This window comes from Bacillus sp. TCT6 (genome assembly GCF_056033845.1).
The window spans coordinates 2976772-2993282 of the sequence record NZ_JBVYHX010000001.1; the positions used below are offsets into that span (position 1 = coordinate 2976772).

Sequence of the window (16511 nt, forward strand, 5' to 3'; positions counted from 1 at the left end):
CCGTTTGTAACGCATCAAACTATTTGTAATATGTTTAAGCTAGCTGTTATTACTCCCGCTAATGTCGTTACATGCCCAATAGCTAATGGACCATTTTGTAATGACAAAGTGGAATTTGGAGAAGTAACTTCAATTACCATCGTATTTGAAATCGCTGGTTCTAATATAAAATTACCTTTTGTAACATAAAGAATAAAACTCCCTGCGACTTGCGTTCCGTTTAAAACAAGCCTTACCGAAATCGTTTCATTCCCCAAAATTGCATCCCCTTGAAAATAATAACTTATTAAATATATCCCTGGCGTACTTAACGTTATAGTTGTCGCATTTGTTAAACTAACTCCTGCTCCAAAAATTGTAGAACCAGAATTAATTGGTATTAGCGCATTCGCTGCAATTGTACTCGTTGCAGTGGAAAAGAAATAACCGCCCCCACTAGGTAAACCAGTCGCTCCAGTCGCTCCTGCTATCCCCGAGAAACCTATTGATCCTACATTACCAGTTGCGCCTGTTGGTCCAACCGCTCCGTTTTGCCCCTGACTACCTTGCGCTCCAACTGGGCCTATACTACCACTAGCACCTGTCACCCCACTTGCTCCAATTGGGCCTTGCAAACCTTGAATTCCTTGTATACCTTGTATTCCTTGCGGACCCGTTGCACCTATATCGCCTGTCATTCCTGTTATTCCTTGTATTCCCGTAATCCCTTGAACACCTTGCACACCTTGTGGTCCAGTTGACCCGGTTGCTCCAGTAGCTCCAGTTTCACCCGTTGCACCAGTAATTCCAATATTCCCTTGTGGGCCTTGGGGTCCTTGACTACCTTGTGCCCCTTGGACTCCTTGAGAGCCAGTTATACCGACCTCCCCTGTATTTCCTTGGGGACCTCTAATTCCTTGTGCTCCTGTTGGACCGATTATTCCTTGCACTCCTTGTATTCCTTGCACTCCTTGAACTCCTGTTGGACCCGTTATTCCTTGTAATCCTTGAGGACCTTGCAAACCAATAGCTCCAGTCGGACCGATTATTCCTTGCACTCCTTGAAGACCTTGTGCACCTTGTGCACCTGTCAATCCCGTAGTCCCTTGTATCCCTTGAACTCCTTGAGGACCTTGTGCTCCAGCTGCTCCTGTTTCCCCTTGAATTCCTTGTACTCCTTGTATACCTTGCGCTCCAGCTGGACCAGTTGCTCCTCGGATTCCTTGTTCACCTTGAACTCCTTCCGCTCCTGTAACACCAGCTGGACCGGCTATCCCTTGTATTCCCACCATTCCTTGTGCACCTGTTGGGCCTATTACACCTTGAATACCTTGAATACCTTTAGGGCCTTCTGCACCTGTCGGACCAGTTACTCCACGCGTACCTTGTATTCCTTGAGAACCTTCTGCACCCGTTGGACCCGTTATACCTGGGTTACCTTGAGGACCTTGTGCCCCTTGGACTCCAACTGCTCCAACTACACCTTGGGAACCTTGGACTCCCCTTACACCTTGAGGACCTGTTGGACCTGTTATACCTTGCACTCCTTGCGCTCCAATTGGTCCTATCCCTCCGCTTACACCTGTTGAACCAGTCGCACCCGTTGGACCTGTTGGACCTCCTGGCGGGCCGGGTGGACCTGATGGACCAGTCACTCCACTAGATGGACCAATTGGACCGGTTGTTCCCGTCGGACCACCCGGTGGTCCTTCTGAGCCTTGTGTACCAGTAGGACCAGTTGCTCCTGTTATCCCTCGTACTCCTTTTGCTCCTTGAAAACCTGTGGATCCACTTACTCCTTGTATTCCTTGAACTCCTTGTGGACCTTGAGGGCCTGTTACACCGGTTATTCCCTTTATTCCGCTTATACCTTGAGGACCTTGTATTCCAGTAGAACCAGTTGGTCCTACTACACCTTGTGCCCCTTGATCACCTTGGTGTCCTTGTTCTCCAGTAATTCCTTGTATTCCTTGAGCGCCGTCTTCTCCTTGTATACCAGTAGCCCCTTGCTCTCCTTGTATCCCTTGAACACCTTGAGGACCTTGGGAACCAGTTACCCCTGGAACTCCAGTTACCCCTCTCTCTCCTTGTATTCCTTGTGCCCCTGTTTGTCCTCGCTCACCTACTTCCCCTTGTATTCCTTGTATGCCCTGTATTCCTTGACTACCAGCAGGACCCGTAGCTCCCTGTGTTCCTTCTAATCCTTGTACCCCAATATCACCAATTGGACCTTGGTTTCCGATTAATCCTTGAGCACCTTGGAGGCCAGTTGGACCAGTTATACCTTGCTCTCCGGTATCACCAACAGCTCCTTGTATTCCCTGCGCTCCTGTTGTCCCTCGCGAACCTTGTATTCCCCTGATACCTTGAGGTCCTTGGGGACCAGTTGCTCCCGTCGGTCCAGTCATCCCTGTTGGACCAACAGGACCTTCATGCCCTCCAGTTGGACCTACAGGGCCACTATTACCTGTTGGACCAGTTGCACCTATAAGCGGAAGAGGCAGTGCCACTCCGAATTTTTTGCAATTTTTATGATGACGCACAACAATCCCCCTTCCCTAAAATCATTACACCTTTTATATGAAATGCATTTTTTTAAAAAAAGTACACCTCTGACCTTATTTTTTAAAAATAAAGAAGCCTATCATTTCAACTATTTGAAACGATAGGCTTCTTTTTATAAAACAATTTGTTTCCTCGCCTTAATAATAAAAGTAGTTGGTACCATCCTAGCTTTATATAAAGAATAATATTTCGTAGACGGCTCAGCTAGTTCTCCATCAAACGAGCTCGATGGTTCAGGCTCTTCTATTCTCTCAATTATAAAGCCTGCTCTATTTAACTCATTTATATATGTACTTATTTTTCTCTTATATAATATCGCTTGTACATTTTCTCCTTTAAATGTTTCAAACGTAATGGACGTTTCCTCATGATAAGAAGACTTTATAGCAACTTCTTCTGTACCATACTGTAAGTTTGAATATACTGGGTGCTCCCAACTAAAAATAAAACTTTCTCCTGGCTTTAAATAGGAATATATAAACTCTACTGTTTTTCCTAAATTTGAAGTCCAACCTAATGCATAAATGGAATATATAATATCAAAATACCCTTTCTGAATATCTCCTTCTTCTTCCATTGCTCCGCATATTAACTTTGGATTCCAACGCTTTTACGTTTTATTCGCTGTTTTAATTTGTTCACTTGAAAGATCAAGACCCCATACTTCCTCTGCCCTATGCTCTGCCATATATTGCAACGAATGTCCACTTCCACTTCCACACCCAATATCAAGAACTTTTTTATTTCTAATTGACTCGAACAAATGAATCTCATCTTCAGACGCCGTATACGGACCATATTTCGGTAAACAATCCACTTGAAAGAAATATGGTGCAACTGTATCCCAACACTTTTTGTTTAAAGCTAACATTTGTGTGCCTTCCATAGCATTCCCCCCATCCATTTTTCTTTCTCTAATATTACTTACATATCATAACCAGATCGCCCTTTTCTCTTCGCCCGGTAGTTTTTCACTTTTGCAATCGTCCCGCATGCTCTTCCTCCTTCTTCTCCAGCATACATACCGCACCATCTTTTACTTCCATTTCGCGAATGATCATAAAATACCCAGCGACAATCTGGACATGCTTTTAACCTTCCCCACACATTTTCTTGAATTGACATTAACACAATGCTTAGCACTTTTGTATACACATTCTCTTCATATACTGGTTCATATGTAATACCTTTCATATCTTCCTTTATATGTACATGAAATGGGTATTTCTCTAACCATTTTTGCAATGATTCTTCGCCTTCAATTGTCATCCGAATATCTTCTCGAAAACCTCTTAATTCCTCTATCGTATGAAATGGAAACTCTTCATCAAAATATTCTTTCATAAAGAGCTTTATATCTTCTTTTGTTTGCAGCAAATCAATTGGCTCTCTCGTATCGTTTGGTATTCTCCATGTATTTAAAAATTCCCGAATATATTCTAGTTCATTTGGAGCGTTTTGATTCAATTCGATCCACCTTCTTCTTAAAATTTACTTTTTTCTGACTTTATGTATAATTATAGTATAAAATAGTTAACCATCAAATAATTTTACTGGTTACATAATTAGGGGGATTTCTATGAAAAGTTTCTCAACACCGATACGTTTCATGCTTATTTCTTCATTTTTTATGTCTTTTGGGTATTTTGCAGTATACGCATTTTTAGCTATTTATCTATTAACCTTTCTTCATTTTTCTGCTGTCCAAGTAGGAACAGTGTTGACGGTTATGACAATTACATCACGAGTTATCCCATTATTCTCAGGGTTAATTGCTGACAAAATAGGCTATATCATTATGATGATAGCTGGTTTATTTTTGAGAGGAATCGGATTTATCGCTTTAGGAATATGCTCTGATTTCTATACAATTTCTATTTCTTCTGCACTTATCGGCTTCGGAACTGCATTTTACGAACCTGCCGCTCGCGCTATATTTGGCTCACAGCCAGCTCATTTGAGAAAAAATTTATTTACATATTTAAACCTTAGCTTTAATTGCGGTGCAATAATCGGACCAATTGCAGGAGGGTTCTTACTCTTACTCGATCCACTCTACGCTTTCTCTCTAACAGGATCTCTTATGCTGTTATTTGCTTTTATCTTTTACTTACTTAAAAATCACTTCCAAGTCACTACTGAAAACACGTCTATTACATTAGGAATACAGGCCATCTTACAAAACAAGTCTTTCCTTCTGTTTTCCTTTATCATGATTTTCTTCTATATTATGTTTACTCAGCTTACTGTCGCACTTCCACTTCATATGAAAAACATTAGTAATAGCAATCAACTTGCTACACTCGTTATTACGATAAATGCGATAACAGGCGTCATATTTATGGTATTATTCCGAAAATTATTCCACAAATACAACACACTTTCGATTATTAAATACGGTGTTTTATTAATGAGTATTTCCTTTTTACTCATTCCTTTATTTCAACACCCATATTGGCTCTTTATTTGTGTAATTTTATTTACAATCGGTGAAACACTCGTATTACCTAACGCTGATATCGCTATTGCAAATTACAGTAATGAATCATATACAGCCACTTTCTTCGGATTTTATCAACTATCACTCGCATTTGGTTTTATCATCGGTAACTATACCGGGACATCGTTTACATCCAATTTAAACGGAATGTATACACCATGGCTTATTTTCGGCGGAATAGGAGTTATTGGTTTTATTTCACTCCATATTTTAAATATTAAAAAAGGGAGCTCTAAAGAGGATATATACCTATGTAATGAGACGAAACCTCTTTAACACATTACAATTGAAATGGTACCTTTAGACAAGCAACCTATAATAAAAAAATTCGACCATCATACTTGACAGTCGAATCTTTTTATTTTTCATATTCAAGATGATTATGTCTTTTACAACCAAATAAATAGCACCCCCCTAAATGATAAGTTTCAAATTCTAACCCTGGAACATATCCAGATTTGATACGTTCTATCATTGTTTTATAACAATTATTCTCTTCTGTATATTCCTCAATTAACTCTTTCTTATCTTTTTCTGTCCAGTTTTCTTCTACTTCTTCATTCTGAACATCTTCTATTTCTGATGTTTTCGCTTCGATAGATTCCTGTATAACTTCATTTATACGGGAGAAATTATTAGCTTTATATAGAGCATATACAAACCTACCAATCCAGTTAGGACTTTTCCAAACTTCTTTGTATCCCTTTTCGAACCATTCAATTGCTTCGTTATAGCAATTCAACTCAACATATAAATCTGCTACATGAATTTCTCCTAAAAAATTATCAGATTTCCTGTTAAAAGCATCTAACTTCTCTTTCGCTTCTGTCGTTCGCCCTAAATCAATTAAGCATTTTACATAGCTATACATTATATAGTCCGAATCCCCTGCAACTCGCAAAAAAAATTCCGAAGCTTTTTCTAACTCTCCAAGGTTATAATGCGCTACAGCTACATTGTGAAATGCTTCATCCGATGGTTGCATCGAAATAGATTTTTGCAATACTTCTTTCGCTTCTTCCCATTTTTCTTGTTTCGTGTAAATTTCCCCTAAGATGTTATAAGGAAAGTATGAAGAAGGATTCAACTTAACAACTTCTCTTATTAATTCAAGAGCTTTATCATCATTCTCTTCCTCATAAAAGTACATCCAAGCCAGATTATTGAGAGATTGTACGTCTCTAGATTCATGTACTGCTTGTTGAAACAGTTCCATTGCTTCCTCATATTTATTTTGTTCAAACATTTCAATTGCCTTCTCATTAATGTTCAAATAACTACCTCCGAAGTAAATGAATTCATCTATTCCCTATCATTATTGTAAAATGTAAAAATTATAATTTCTATAAAAAAATTTCTTTCTCTCGTCTACATTTCGATTGAAATAGAAGCTAAAACACACGAATTTACAACAATCAGTAAATTTTTTAATCTCCCTTAAATTGGATATACATCCTGTTTTAATTTACATATTATGGTACAATTAAAAGGGTACTAACTAAACATTTACGCTCCACACTAGTAATCTAGCAATACCAAAATCAAAATTCACATGGAATTGAGGGATGTTATGAAACAGAAATTAGCTGTTCTTCTATTCACCGGAATCATATTATCCGGATGTTCAGCTATTGCAGGAAATTCTTTAGAAACTGGAAACGGCAGTATGGAATTATTAACACCAACCATTACAACAAAAGATAATGAATTAGAAATTAAGACCGAGGGCATTGATGAAAATAAAGTGACCTTTATTTATGTTGCTAATAAAAAAGTATTGGAACAAAAAATTAATAATGGTGAATCCTACAAGCTTAACATTAAAGATATCGAACACGCTCATAGGACGGACTACAAGCCAAAAGTTCAACTTTTGCAAACAAAAGATGATGATAAAGATGGAGAAATGGTAACCTTTAAACAAGTTAGGTATACAGTTAAAAAAAATTAATTTTATAGGCATTTCATTATAAATGTAACGAACGAAAATTTACTTTTAACAGTGGGTAAATATAAGGGGTGCTAGCATGAAAAGAAGATGGATTTATTGGTGGATTGGTAACATATTTTGGATTATAGCTTTCGGGATATTGACAGCTATCATTTTGCTAAGAGAGGTTGATGGGACCGGTGTTACTCAAACACCTGAGCTGAAATTAATAGCCTTTATCGTTTTATTAATTGCATTTATATTACCAATAATTATTCAAGTTGTATGGTTACTTGTTAATTTAAGAAAGAGTAGAAAAAAATAATACATAAAAAAGAGAGGAATCTTTTTCAAACTTGATTCCTCTCTTTTTATTTTGGGATTATGCCATGCTTTTAAAGCTGCACTACCCCCTTTTCTTTACGATGCATGTTCATCTTTCTTCTTCATTAACGCTCTCTTCTTCATCGCCTTCGTTAAATATCCGCCTTTAAATGAACGGATTTCATAAGAAGACATAAACGCTTTCGGTGCAATTTTATTAATGATTTCTAACAGTTCTTTCTCTCTAGAGCGCTTTGCAACGATATCTAAGCGATAACGTATAGAATTAATTCCTTCGCCTTCAAATACCGTAACACCAAATCCAGAGTGACGTAGTTCATCTACTAATTCATTACAACGGTCTAGTAAACTAACTTGATACGTAATATAACCAATTGCTAATTTATTCTCTATATAACCGCCTAATAAAAGTCCTGTACTAAAGCCAATGACATAGGCAACGATGTTCATCCAATTTGATAAATCTTGAAACACAATACCTAAACTGACAATGTAAATAGCTCCTTCTAACAATCCAACACCAGCAGCGGATCTTGTTTGATTCTTTACAAGCAAAATCGTACGGATTGTTAAAATTGGAACATAAATAATTTGAAGCACAAAAATAAGTAACGCTTGTAACATTGGTATCCACCTCTTTCAAAAAGTCTTTTGTCATAATAACATACATAACCTTTAGAAATCGATGGGTTTTTAAATTTTTTTACATTATTTTTCATACTATTGAAAAACAAAAAAAAGAAGCGTATTATATTTGTCGTAAAATTGATTCCTTTCATTAGCTCACTTAAACACAAAAAAGGAACCCCATTAGGCCCCTTTCATCATAGCTCTATGTTTTTCGAAGCATGTTCCCTTTGCTTCTCTTCCTCTTTCACTAACTGCATATTCGCATAAGCTAAATTTGCAATCATTAAAAAGTGACCACCTAAAATGCCTGTACCAAATGCCCACATTTCCATTTCATGCTCAATTTCATACATGATGATTGCTCCTAAAATGGCAGCTGCAAATCGGTTTAGAACTCCTAACCCAGGAGTCTTTTCCTTCATTACGATACTTTTTCCGAGTTTCTCCACCCTGCGAGCTAATAACCAAAGACAATAGGCGCTTACTGCTAATCCAATACCAAACCCTGTCACTTGTTTTCCAAACGGAGTAATCGTCCACATAAGTAGTAAACCACTAAAGATCACATACAATTGTAATCGATATACACGTAAGGCTTCTTGAATCAAAATATCCGCTCCTAAGTTCTCATTTTTTGTACTTTAGAAGAAAAGCAGCAACTTACACAGTTGCTGCTTTCTCTTCTTCTTGTTCTTGTTCCATCTTACGAATTTCAACACGTTTAATTTGGTAAGCGTCTTTTTCTAACACTTTAAATTCATAACCTTCCGCCTCAACGTGTTGTCCTTCTTCGATTTCATGATTTTGCATCATAATCCATCCACCGATTGTATCCACATCATCTTCTTCGATGTGTAATCCAAATAAATCTTTCACTTCTGAGATAAGCACTTTTCCATCAACAATGATATGTTGCTCGTTCACATGTTGAATTGGTGGTGCTTCATCTTCATCATATTCGTCACGGATTTCGCCGACGATTTCCTCCAAGATATCTTCAAGCGTTACAATTCCGGCTGTTCCTCCGTACTCATCATATAAAACAGCCATCGGAATTCGCTTTTTCTGCATTTGAAGTAATAAATCGTGAATTGGAGTCGTTTCCATCACTTCAATAATCGGACGCATATACGAGCGAATAGATGATAAATCTTTTTGATCCTCGGTCATATATCGAATAAAGAAATCTTTTACGTTGACCATACCGATAATATCATCTTTATCTTCTCCAAAAATCGGATAACGTGTGTATCGCTCATTTTGGATTACTTTCATGTGTTCTTCTACTGAATCTTCCAGGTAGAAACCAATGATTTCTGTTCGCGGTACCATAATCTCTTTCGCAATACGATTATCAAATTCAAAAATGTTATTTACATACTTGTATTCAGCTTGATTAATTTCGCCGCTTTCATAGCTATCTGAAAGGATAAGACGTAATTCTTCTTCTGTATGAGCTACTTCATGTTCTGAAGCTGGCTTTAAACCGAATAAACCAGTTATCACACGAGCTGAACCGTTCAATACCCAAATAAATGGATACATTACTTTATAGAACATCATTAATGGACCTGCCAATAATAACGTTACCCTTTCAGCCTTTTGAATTGCCATCGTTTTCGGAGCTAATTCCCCTACTACAACGTGTAAATACGTCATAATCATAAAAGCAAGACCAAATGTTAATACTGATGAAATAGAAGGATTTAAGTTCCATTTCTCAAATAACGGGTGTAATAACTTTTCGATTGTCGGTTCACCTAACCAACCTAATCCCATAGCTGTAACTGTAATACCTAATTGACAAGCAGATAAATATTCATCTAAATTTGTTGTTACCTTTTTCGCTGCTAAAGCACCGCGTTTTCCTTCCGCAACAAGCTGATCGATACGGCTTGAACGTATCTTTACAATCGCAAACTCTGCTGCTACGAAAAATCCAGTAAATGCGATTAAAATCGCAACCATGACTAAATTAAATATTTCCAATGAATCCCCTTAGTTAAAAAACTAAGGTGTCCACCTCCTGTATACTATAATGTTTTCTTATTTGTTTGTTAGAAAACATAGCCCGATACAAAAATTAAAGAGGTCGGATTTCACTTATTCTATAATAATAGAGCAAGTGTCTGTATTAAAGCTGTCGTTTGACCTGATAAAGATTTCGATATTTTTTCACGTTGTGAATCAGTCAATTCATCTAAAAGCGGTTTTAACTCAGTAAGCTCCACTTCTAATCGGTGAATATGGTCTGTCACTTCATTCACTTGTTTCGAAACGTGTTCATTGATACCGAGCAGCTTCTTCTTCTCCTCGATTTTCTCTTTAATCTCACAAAGCGGCATATGCATTTCTTTGCACTTCTCAATAAATTGTAATGTCTCAAATGCTGTTTCGTCGTAATAGCGATAATTAGATTGAGATCGCTCCGCTTTTAAGATACCTAGATTCGTATAATAATCAATCGTTCGTTTCGACACGTGAGCCATGAGAGCCAACTGTCCGATTCGATACACCTTCCCAACGATCTTCCCCCCCTTGTTTATATTACTTACATCATACAACACATAAACTGTACAGTCAAACGTGACGGTTTATTATTCACAATTTATACACAACTTCATATATTTTCTTAAACTTATAGAATATGATTCTACTTATATAATTAAATTATTAAATTTCATTAATTACGTGCTAGCCAAATATATTTATGAAATCACCTGTTCTTTTCAAATTTTCTTATTTTAGAACATACCGTTCTATTTCTAAAAAAATAACCCAGTACAATAAACTGAAAATTAAGTTATAATATCATTATAAAATATGAAGGAGGAATGCACTCATGTACTACAACACTTCATTCGAAAACGATCAACCTGTAGGCCGTCTATAAACTAAGACGGGCATTCATTTAGCACATACACTACGCCTCGTCTTAGGGAACTCATATTACCCTAAAAATAGACGGAGGTACTTTACATGAAACAAACAATTTTAGGAGCTATATATTTATCACTAACAGCAAGTATATGGGGTGGTATGTATGTTGTTAGCAAATACATACTCGATTTTATCCCACCACTGACACTCGTTTGGTTACGCTTTATTATCGCTTTTGTTGTTTTGTATTTCATTTTGAAAATAGCTGAGAAAAAGCAAAAGAAAAAAGCAACCATTCGCAAAAAAGATTGGCTATTATTCGCTTGGATTGGATTTATCGGCTATTTCATTTCAATCACATGCCAATTTATCGGAACAAAATTATCCGACGCTCATACAGGCTCGTTAGTTACATCAGCTACACCTGCATTTATGGTTATATTTGCAGCGCTCATTTTGAAAGAAAAACTAACTGCTCGTAGACTTTTATCTACTATAATAGCGACAATCGGTGTCATTATCGTAATCGGATGGGATATTGAAATCGGCTCCTATTTTATCGGAACAATCATTTTAGTTGGAGCCGCTATTACGTGGGCTTTACTATCTATTTATGTAAAAATCGCTTCAATCCAATTTTCATCCTTAGTTATTACAACGTACGCAATTTTCTTTTCACTCTTTTTTATTACACCTTTTATGATATGGGAGCTACAAGCGGCCTCTATCGGAACAGTAAATACGTACGTAATATTAGGCGTATTATACTTAGGAATCGTCTCAACAGCAGGTGCCTTTTTCCTTTGGAATAAAGGATTAGAATTACTGGATGCAAGCATCGGTTCCTTATTTTTCTTCTTCCAACCTATCGTTGGATCGTTACTTGGTTGGTTGCTCTTAAATGAAACATTAAATAGTAACTTTTTCATTGGTGGTATTCTCATTATATGTAGCGTTTTAATTACTACTTTTGAAAAGAAATAAAAAGCAGGCAGAGATTCTTAGTCTCTGCCTGTTCGTATAATTGGATCTTGGTCGTGAAAACCAATACAAATCGGTATATTACTTTGCACTTCACTACGTACACTTATAAAACTACACAGCGTTTTAGCAATTAAATATAAAGTTATACCGATTGCTTTTTCACTTGTGTCAAAGCCATTTTCATTATACATATCCGCTAATTCTACAGACCCCGGCCCCTCAATATTATATGTCCATTCTGAAGCCCAATTATCGTCCTCTTCTTCCATTGAAACATATTCCTCACAAATATAAAGTGAAACTTTAATCAGTGGGGGCGTTCTTCATCCCCACTGATTATTAGTTGAACCAATCGGGCTTTTACGGGCAGTTGACTTCCCACGTAACTTCTTTGCTTTCGCTGAATTTTGAGGTGGGGGTCTTACTGCCCGTTAATGCGGGATAAAACTGACTATTCCACTCGTTATCAAGATCATACTCAAAATAAATCGCCTTTGCTTCTTCATTAGTAGCCATTTCTACAGCTGCATCCAAACCTACTCTAATACTTTCCTTATATGACTCTAAATCAATTGCTTTAATTCGTTCTGCATATTCTGTAGACGCCAACATGCAACAAATATCATAATACTTCGCTTCTATTTGCTCTACTGCTAACGAAAAGGCATCCTCTTGCACCTCTTCTAAATACTGAAATATATCCACACTAAATACTCCTCACTCTTTACGCACTCCAATGCGATGGACGAGACAATAATTTCGGTAATTTCGTATGTTTGTCCCCTCTAGCCGCATTAACTTGAACTTGCGTCAGGAAAATACTATTTGTAAAATCAGTCCCGCGAATATCTGCATCTCGTAAATCTGCTCCGATGAGATCTGCCCCTCGTAAGTCTGCTCCATTTAAGTTTGCCGCAATTAAATATGCTCCTCTTAAATTTGCACCTTGTAAATCTTTCTTTTTCAGATTTGCTCCCATAAGGTCTGCACCGCGGTGTATGATTCGTTTCTTACGCGCAGTATTCATTTCCTTCCATACTAATTCGCTCGTTTCTAAAAGAAGAATGTTTACCTCTGCCCTATGCACTGGAACATTTATTTTCATTAACTTATCTGGATTTAAATTCGAAAGTCGCTCTGTCTCCTCAATTGCGGTCTTCAGCTCTTTATGAATTGGCTGTGTTGCCTTTAAAAGAATCGCTTCATTCAAATACCAAAGCATTTCATGAAGTTGATGCATAACTGGAAAAGCATCATACATTTTTCTCGCATGCTTAGCATCTTTCCGCCAATCAACCCCGTTAAATGTAACTTGAGAAATCTTCTGCCCAGCGCCGAAACATTCAAATACTGTACAACCTTTATAACCTTTTCCTCTAAGATTTTTATGTATACTACATTTAAAATCTGATTGTAAGTTGGAACATGGTTTACCACCATCTTTATTCACTGCAAAATCTACCGATGCTGCGAACGGTAATGCAACGCAACATAGACCGAAGCATTTTTCGCAGTTTGCTTTTAAATGATCATTATGATTAGTCAAAATCTATACCCCCTGTTGTCTTTTGACTATTTCATAATATTCCAACTGTAATAAATAATCAATTTTAAAATAAACCGGCATCTTTCGTTTCAATTCATAACTTTATCATTCGATTTCCTTTCAATTGAAAAGGACTATTTTTATTTAATGAATTATAATTAAATTATAAATTTTCTAACTAAAAGGAGACTTATTATGGCACTACAAATGAAAACAAACTGTCAAATTTGCGATCAATCGCTCGAACAAGATTCTGAAGCATACATTTGTGTATATGAATGTACATTTTGCGCACCATGTACAGAAGAAAGACACAACGTTTGTCCAAACTGCGGCGGCGAATTAGTACGTAGACCGAAAAAGAAACAATAAAAAGCAAAGCGATATCGCTTTGCTTTTTATTGTTTTCTGAATATATGAAATTATATCGAACACAACTTAAACATTTAAAAACTTCACACAAACAGGCTCTGGCACAGCAACATCAGATTGTAAAAGTGTTAACTTTCCTGTAGATTCATCTCTTGAAAATAGCACAAGATTATGTGACTTTTCATTTGTAGCAACAAGAAACTTTTCAGTGGGATCTAATACAAAGTCCCTCGGCCAATTTCCTTCTGTAGATGTATGTTCAACAAATGTAAGCTGACCTGAATTTTGATCTACGCTATAAATAGCGATACTATTATGACCACGATTACCTGCATATACAAAACGGCCGTCAGAAGAAATATGGATAGCACTTCCTTGACTATTTTCATCAAAGTGTTCTGGAAGAGTAGAAATATACTGTACTTCTGTAAAGGATCCTTCTTCCGAGTTATATGTTAGCGCAATAACCTCTGAACTAAGCTCCGTCATTACATAAGCGTATTTTCCATTTGGATGAAAAGTAATGTGTCTTGGACCACTCCCTGGATTTACAGATAAACTATTCACTTCTGTTAATGTACTATCTTTTATTTCATACGTAATTAACTTATCAATTCCTAAATCAACACCTATCACATATTTTTCATCAGGAGTATATCCCGCGTAATGTGCATGTGGTTTTTCTTGTCTTTCTTTATTTGGACCTGAACCTTCATGCGCCATAATAGATGAAGCAGGATTTACAGTTCCATTTTCTTCATTTATTTCAAAAGACTCAATCGTTCCTTTATGGTAATTTGCTGTAACTACCGTATGATTCCCACTATCAACGCTCACATGACAAGGAGAAGCCCCTTCTACTACTTGTCTGTTTTCTGCCTTTAACTCTCCAGTTTTACTATCAATTGAATAGGCAGCTACACCACCAGATTCTCCTTCCTTAACAACGGAATAGAGATACTCATTATTTCGGTTAATCGTTACATATGTAGGGTTATCCAGCTTAGCGGCAAGTGTTACATTACTAATTTTTTTTGCTTCTGTGTCTAAAGTAATCTTATATATTCCTTCACTATTTTCTTTTGTGTAAGTTCCAACATATCCAATAAACTCTTTGTTATCCTTCATTTTTATAACCCTCTCTCCCTATATTTTTCGTTCATCATACTTCTTAAAATATTTTATGTTGAAAGAGTATCCTAAAAAATCGGAGTACCTCTTTATACGTTACCATATTTTCTTTATAAATAGCTTTTAAACCCACTTTTTTTGGTACGCTGCTATACTTTCATATTCTTCTTCCAATTGACGAGACAGACGAATATAGATTGGTGTTAAATCTTTATATTTTTCCACACTTTCCATGTTTGGCCCATGATGAAAATCTGCCCCTACCATTTCAGAAACTACGCATAATGTATCTATTTCACCTAAACTATATAAACCGAGGATTGCAGCACCTAAGCAAGAGCTTTCGAAACTTTCAGGAACATATACGTCTTGATGGAAAATATCTGCCATCATCTGTCTCCAAAGTTCCGATCTTGCAAAACCGCCTGTCGCTTGAATTTTTTTTGGTTCGCCAATTAGCTCTTTTAAAGCGAGAAGAACGGTATATAAATTATAAATTACTCCTTCTAAAACAGCACGGATAAGATGTTCTTTCTTATGATGCAATCCGAGTCCAAAGAAAGATCCCCGTGCATTTGCATTCCATAAAGGAGCTCTTTCCCCTGCTAAATACGGATGAAACAATAAACCGTCAGATCCAGGATTCACATTTGCTGCTATTTCAGTAAGTACTTCATATGGATCTTTTCCTAAACGCTTCGCAAGTTCAATCTCTGAAGTGCCCAATTGGTCACGAGCCCATCTGAAAATCATACCACCGTTATTAACTGGACCACCGATTACCCAATGGTCTTCAGTTAACGCATAACAAAAAATTCTACCTTTTGGATCTGTTACAGGACGATTTGTTACAGCACGTATCGCACCGCTTGTACCAATTGTAACAGCCACAACGCCAGGGTCTATTGCATTTACACCTAAATTAGATAGTACTCCATCACTCGCTCCTACTACAAAAGGCGTAGAAACAAGTACATTCATCTCTTTGGCAAGCTCTTCATCTAATCCTGTTAAACTGTGCGTTGTTGGAACAAGTTTAGAAAGCTTGTCATCTGTAATTCCCGCAACATGTAAAGCCTCTTCATCCCATTTTAAAGATTTCAAATTAAACATCCCTGTCGCTGATGCTATAGAATGATCAATTACATATTCTTTATATAACTTGTAGAAAACATATTCTTTAATAGAAATGAATTTATAACTTCTTGCGAACAATTCTACCCGCTCATTCTGTAACCAAACTAATTTCGAAAGTGGTGACATCGGATGAATAGGTGTCCCAGTACGTAAATAAATTTCATGACCATTCATATCATTCTTTATTTTCTCCGCCCAGCTTGCACTTCTATTATCTGCCCACGTGATACATTTCGTTAACGGATTTCCATCTTCGTCTACAGCGATAACGCTATGCATTGCCGAACTGAAAGAAACACAGAGAATATCAACCGCTTGTATATTACTTGATTGCACAACTTCTTTAATCGTATGTATCACCGCTTGAAAGATTTCTTCTGGATCTTGTTCTGCTATTTCAGGCGTAGGAGAATATAAAGGATATTCAATTCCATGACTTGCAATAACAGATCCATCAATTGAAAACAAAACCGATTTTGTACTAGTTGTCCCAATATCTACACCGATCATAT

15 protein-coding genes and 2 pseudogenes are annotated in these 16511 nt (G+C 36.9%); 5 read left to right on the plus strand and 12 right to left on the minus strand.

Features of this window, described 5'->3' with window-relative positions:
* Positions 1–14 precede the first annotated feature (14 nt).
* The 3 genes and pseudogenes from AC0ONG_RS15185 to AC0ONG_RS15195 all read right to left on the minus strand — a co-directional run bounded on the left by AC0ONG_RS15185 (position 15) and on the right by AC0ONG_RS15195 (position 4011).
* Entirely contained in the window at positions 15–2522 is a 2508-nt protein-coding gene (locus AC0ONG_RS15185; protein ID WP_016077443.1) for a collagen-like protein, read from the minus strand.
* Positions 2523–2656: 134 nt separating this feature from the next.
* Positions 2657–3430 (minus strand): annotated as a pseudogene (locus AC0ONG_RS15190) (class I SAM-dependent methyltransferase).
* A gap of 38 nt (positions 3431–3468) precedes the next feature.
* On the minus strand, positions 3469–4011 hold the full coding sequence (locus AC0ONG_RS15195; protein ID WP_001072943.1) for a CGNR zinc finger domain-containing protein: 543 nt from the start codon (positions 4009–4011) through the stop codon (positions 3469–3471).
* A gap of 112 nt (positions 4012–4123) precedes the next feature.
* Here AC0ONG_RS15195 and AC0ONG_RS15200 point away from each other — a divergent pair, with 112 nt between their 5' ends.
* Positions 4124–5320 carry an MDR family MFS transporter gene (locus tag AC0ONG_RS15200; protein WP_000834869.1) on the plus strand — a complete coding sequence of 399 codons (1197 nt, stop codon included), beginning with the start codon at positions 4124–4126 and terminating at the stop codon, positions 5318–5320.
* A gap of 82 nt (positions 5321–5402) precedes the next feature.
* On the opposite strand, the gene AC0ONG_RS15205 is transcribed toward AC0ONG_RS15200, so the two are convergent.
* Positions 5403–6317, minus strand: a complete 915-nt coding sequence (locus tag AC0ONG_RS15205; protein WP_001024467.1) for a tetratricopeptide repeat protein — start codon at positions 6315–6317, stop codon at positions 5403–5405.
* Between the two features lie 297 nt (positions 6318–6614).
* On the opposite strand from AC0ONG_RS15205, the gene AC0ONG_RS15210 reads away from it, so the two are divergent.
* Positions 6615–6995: a hypothetical protein gene (locus tag AC0ONG_RS15210; protein WP_000810640.1), complete on the plus strand. Its 381-nt coding sequence runs from the start codon at positions 6615–6617 to the stop codon at positions 6993–6995.
* A 76-nt stretch (positions 6996–7071) separates the two neighbouring features.
* Entirely contained in the window at positions 7072–7299 is a 228-nt protein-coding gene (locus AC0ONG_RS15215) for a DUF3923 family protein (protein ID WP_000830329.1), read from the plus strand.
* Between the two features lie 95 nt (positions 7300–7394).
* On the opposite strand, the gene AC0ONG_RS15220 is transcribed toward AC0ONG_RS15215, so the two are convergent.
* The 4 genes from AC0ONG_RS15220 to AC0ONG_RS15235 all read right to left on the minus strand — a co-directional run bounded on the left by AC0ONG_RS15220 (position 7395) and on the right by AC0ONG_RS15235 (position 10465).
* Complete coding sequence (locus tag AC0ONG_RS15220) at positions 7395–7943, minus strand: DUF2179 domain-containing protein (RefSeq protein WP_000938443.1); 549 nt, start codon at positions 7941–7943, stop codon at positions 7395–7397.
* A 200-nt stretch (positions 7944–8143) separates the two neighbouring features.
* Positions 8144–8557, minus strand: coding sequence for an ATP synthase subunit I (locus tag AC0ONG_RS15225; protein WP_127725894.1), 414 nt, complete (start codon positions 8555–8557; stop codon positions 8144–8146).
* A 52-nt stretch (positions 8558–8609) separates the two neighbouring features.
* Positions 8610–9938 (minus strand): hemolysin family protein, encoded by a 1329-nt coding sequence (locus tag AC0ONG_RS15230; RefSeq protein ID WP_000402255.1) that lies wholly within the window; start codon positions 9936–9938, stop codon positions 8610–8612.
* A 119-nt stretch (positions 9939–10057) separates the two neighbouring features.
* Positions 10058–10465, minus strand: coding sequence for a MerR family transcriptional regulator (locus AC0ONG_RS15235; protein ID WP_000285639.1), 408 nt, complete (start codon positions 10463–10465; stop codon positions 10058–10060).
* Between the two features lie 463 nt (positions 10466–10928).
* On the opposite strand from AC0ONG_RS15235, the gene AC0ONG_RS15240 reads away from it, so the two are divergent.
* The gene (locus AC0ONG_RS15240; protein ID WP_000814767.1) at positions 10929–11813 is read left to right on the plus strand and encodes a DMT family transporter; all 885 of its coding nucleotides are present in this window, start codon (positions 10929–10931) and stop codon (positions 11811–11813) included.
* A 17-nt stretch (positions 11814–11830) separates the two neighbouring features.
* Here AC0ONG_RS15240 and AC0ONG_RS15245 read toward each other — a convergent pair.
* Positions 11831–12518: pseudogene (locus tag AC0ONG_RS15245) on the minus strand (hypothetical protein).
* Between the two features lie 19 nt (positions 12519–12537).
* On the minus strand, positions 12538–13359 hold the full coding sequence (locus AC0ONG_RS15250) for a pentapeptide repeat-containing protein (RefSeq protein ID WP_000181443.1): 822 nt from the start codon (positions 13357–13359) through the stop codon (positions 12538–12540).
* A 195-nt stretch (positions 13360–13554) separates the two neighbouring features.
* On the opposite strand from AC0ONG_RS15250, the gene AC0ONG_RS15255 reads away from it, so the two are divergent.
* The gene (locus AC0ONG_RS15255; protein WP_001207874.1) at positions 13555–13731 is read left to right on the plus strand and encodes a DUF1272 domain-containing protein; all 177 of its coding nucleotides are present in this window, start codon (positions 13555–13557) and stop codon (positions 13729–13731) included.
* Positions 13732–13797: 66 nt separating this feature from the next.
* On the opposite strand, the gene AC0ONG_RS15260 is transcribed toward AC0ONG_RS15255, so the two are convergent.
* Entirely contained in the window at positions 13798–14859 is a 1062-nt protein-coding gene (locus AC0ONG_RS15260; RefSeq protein ID WP_000654322.1) for a lactonase family protein, read from the minus strand.
* A 126-nt stretch (positions 14860–14985) separates the two neighbouring features.
* A complete protein-coding gene (gntK, locus tag AC0ONG_RS15265; RefSeq protein WP_033669680.1) occupies positions 14986–16509 on the minus strand; it encodes a gluconokinase in 1524 nt (507 codons plus the stop codon).
* Positions 16510–16511 lie beyond the last annotated feature (2 nt).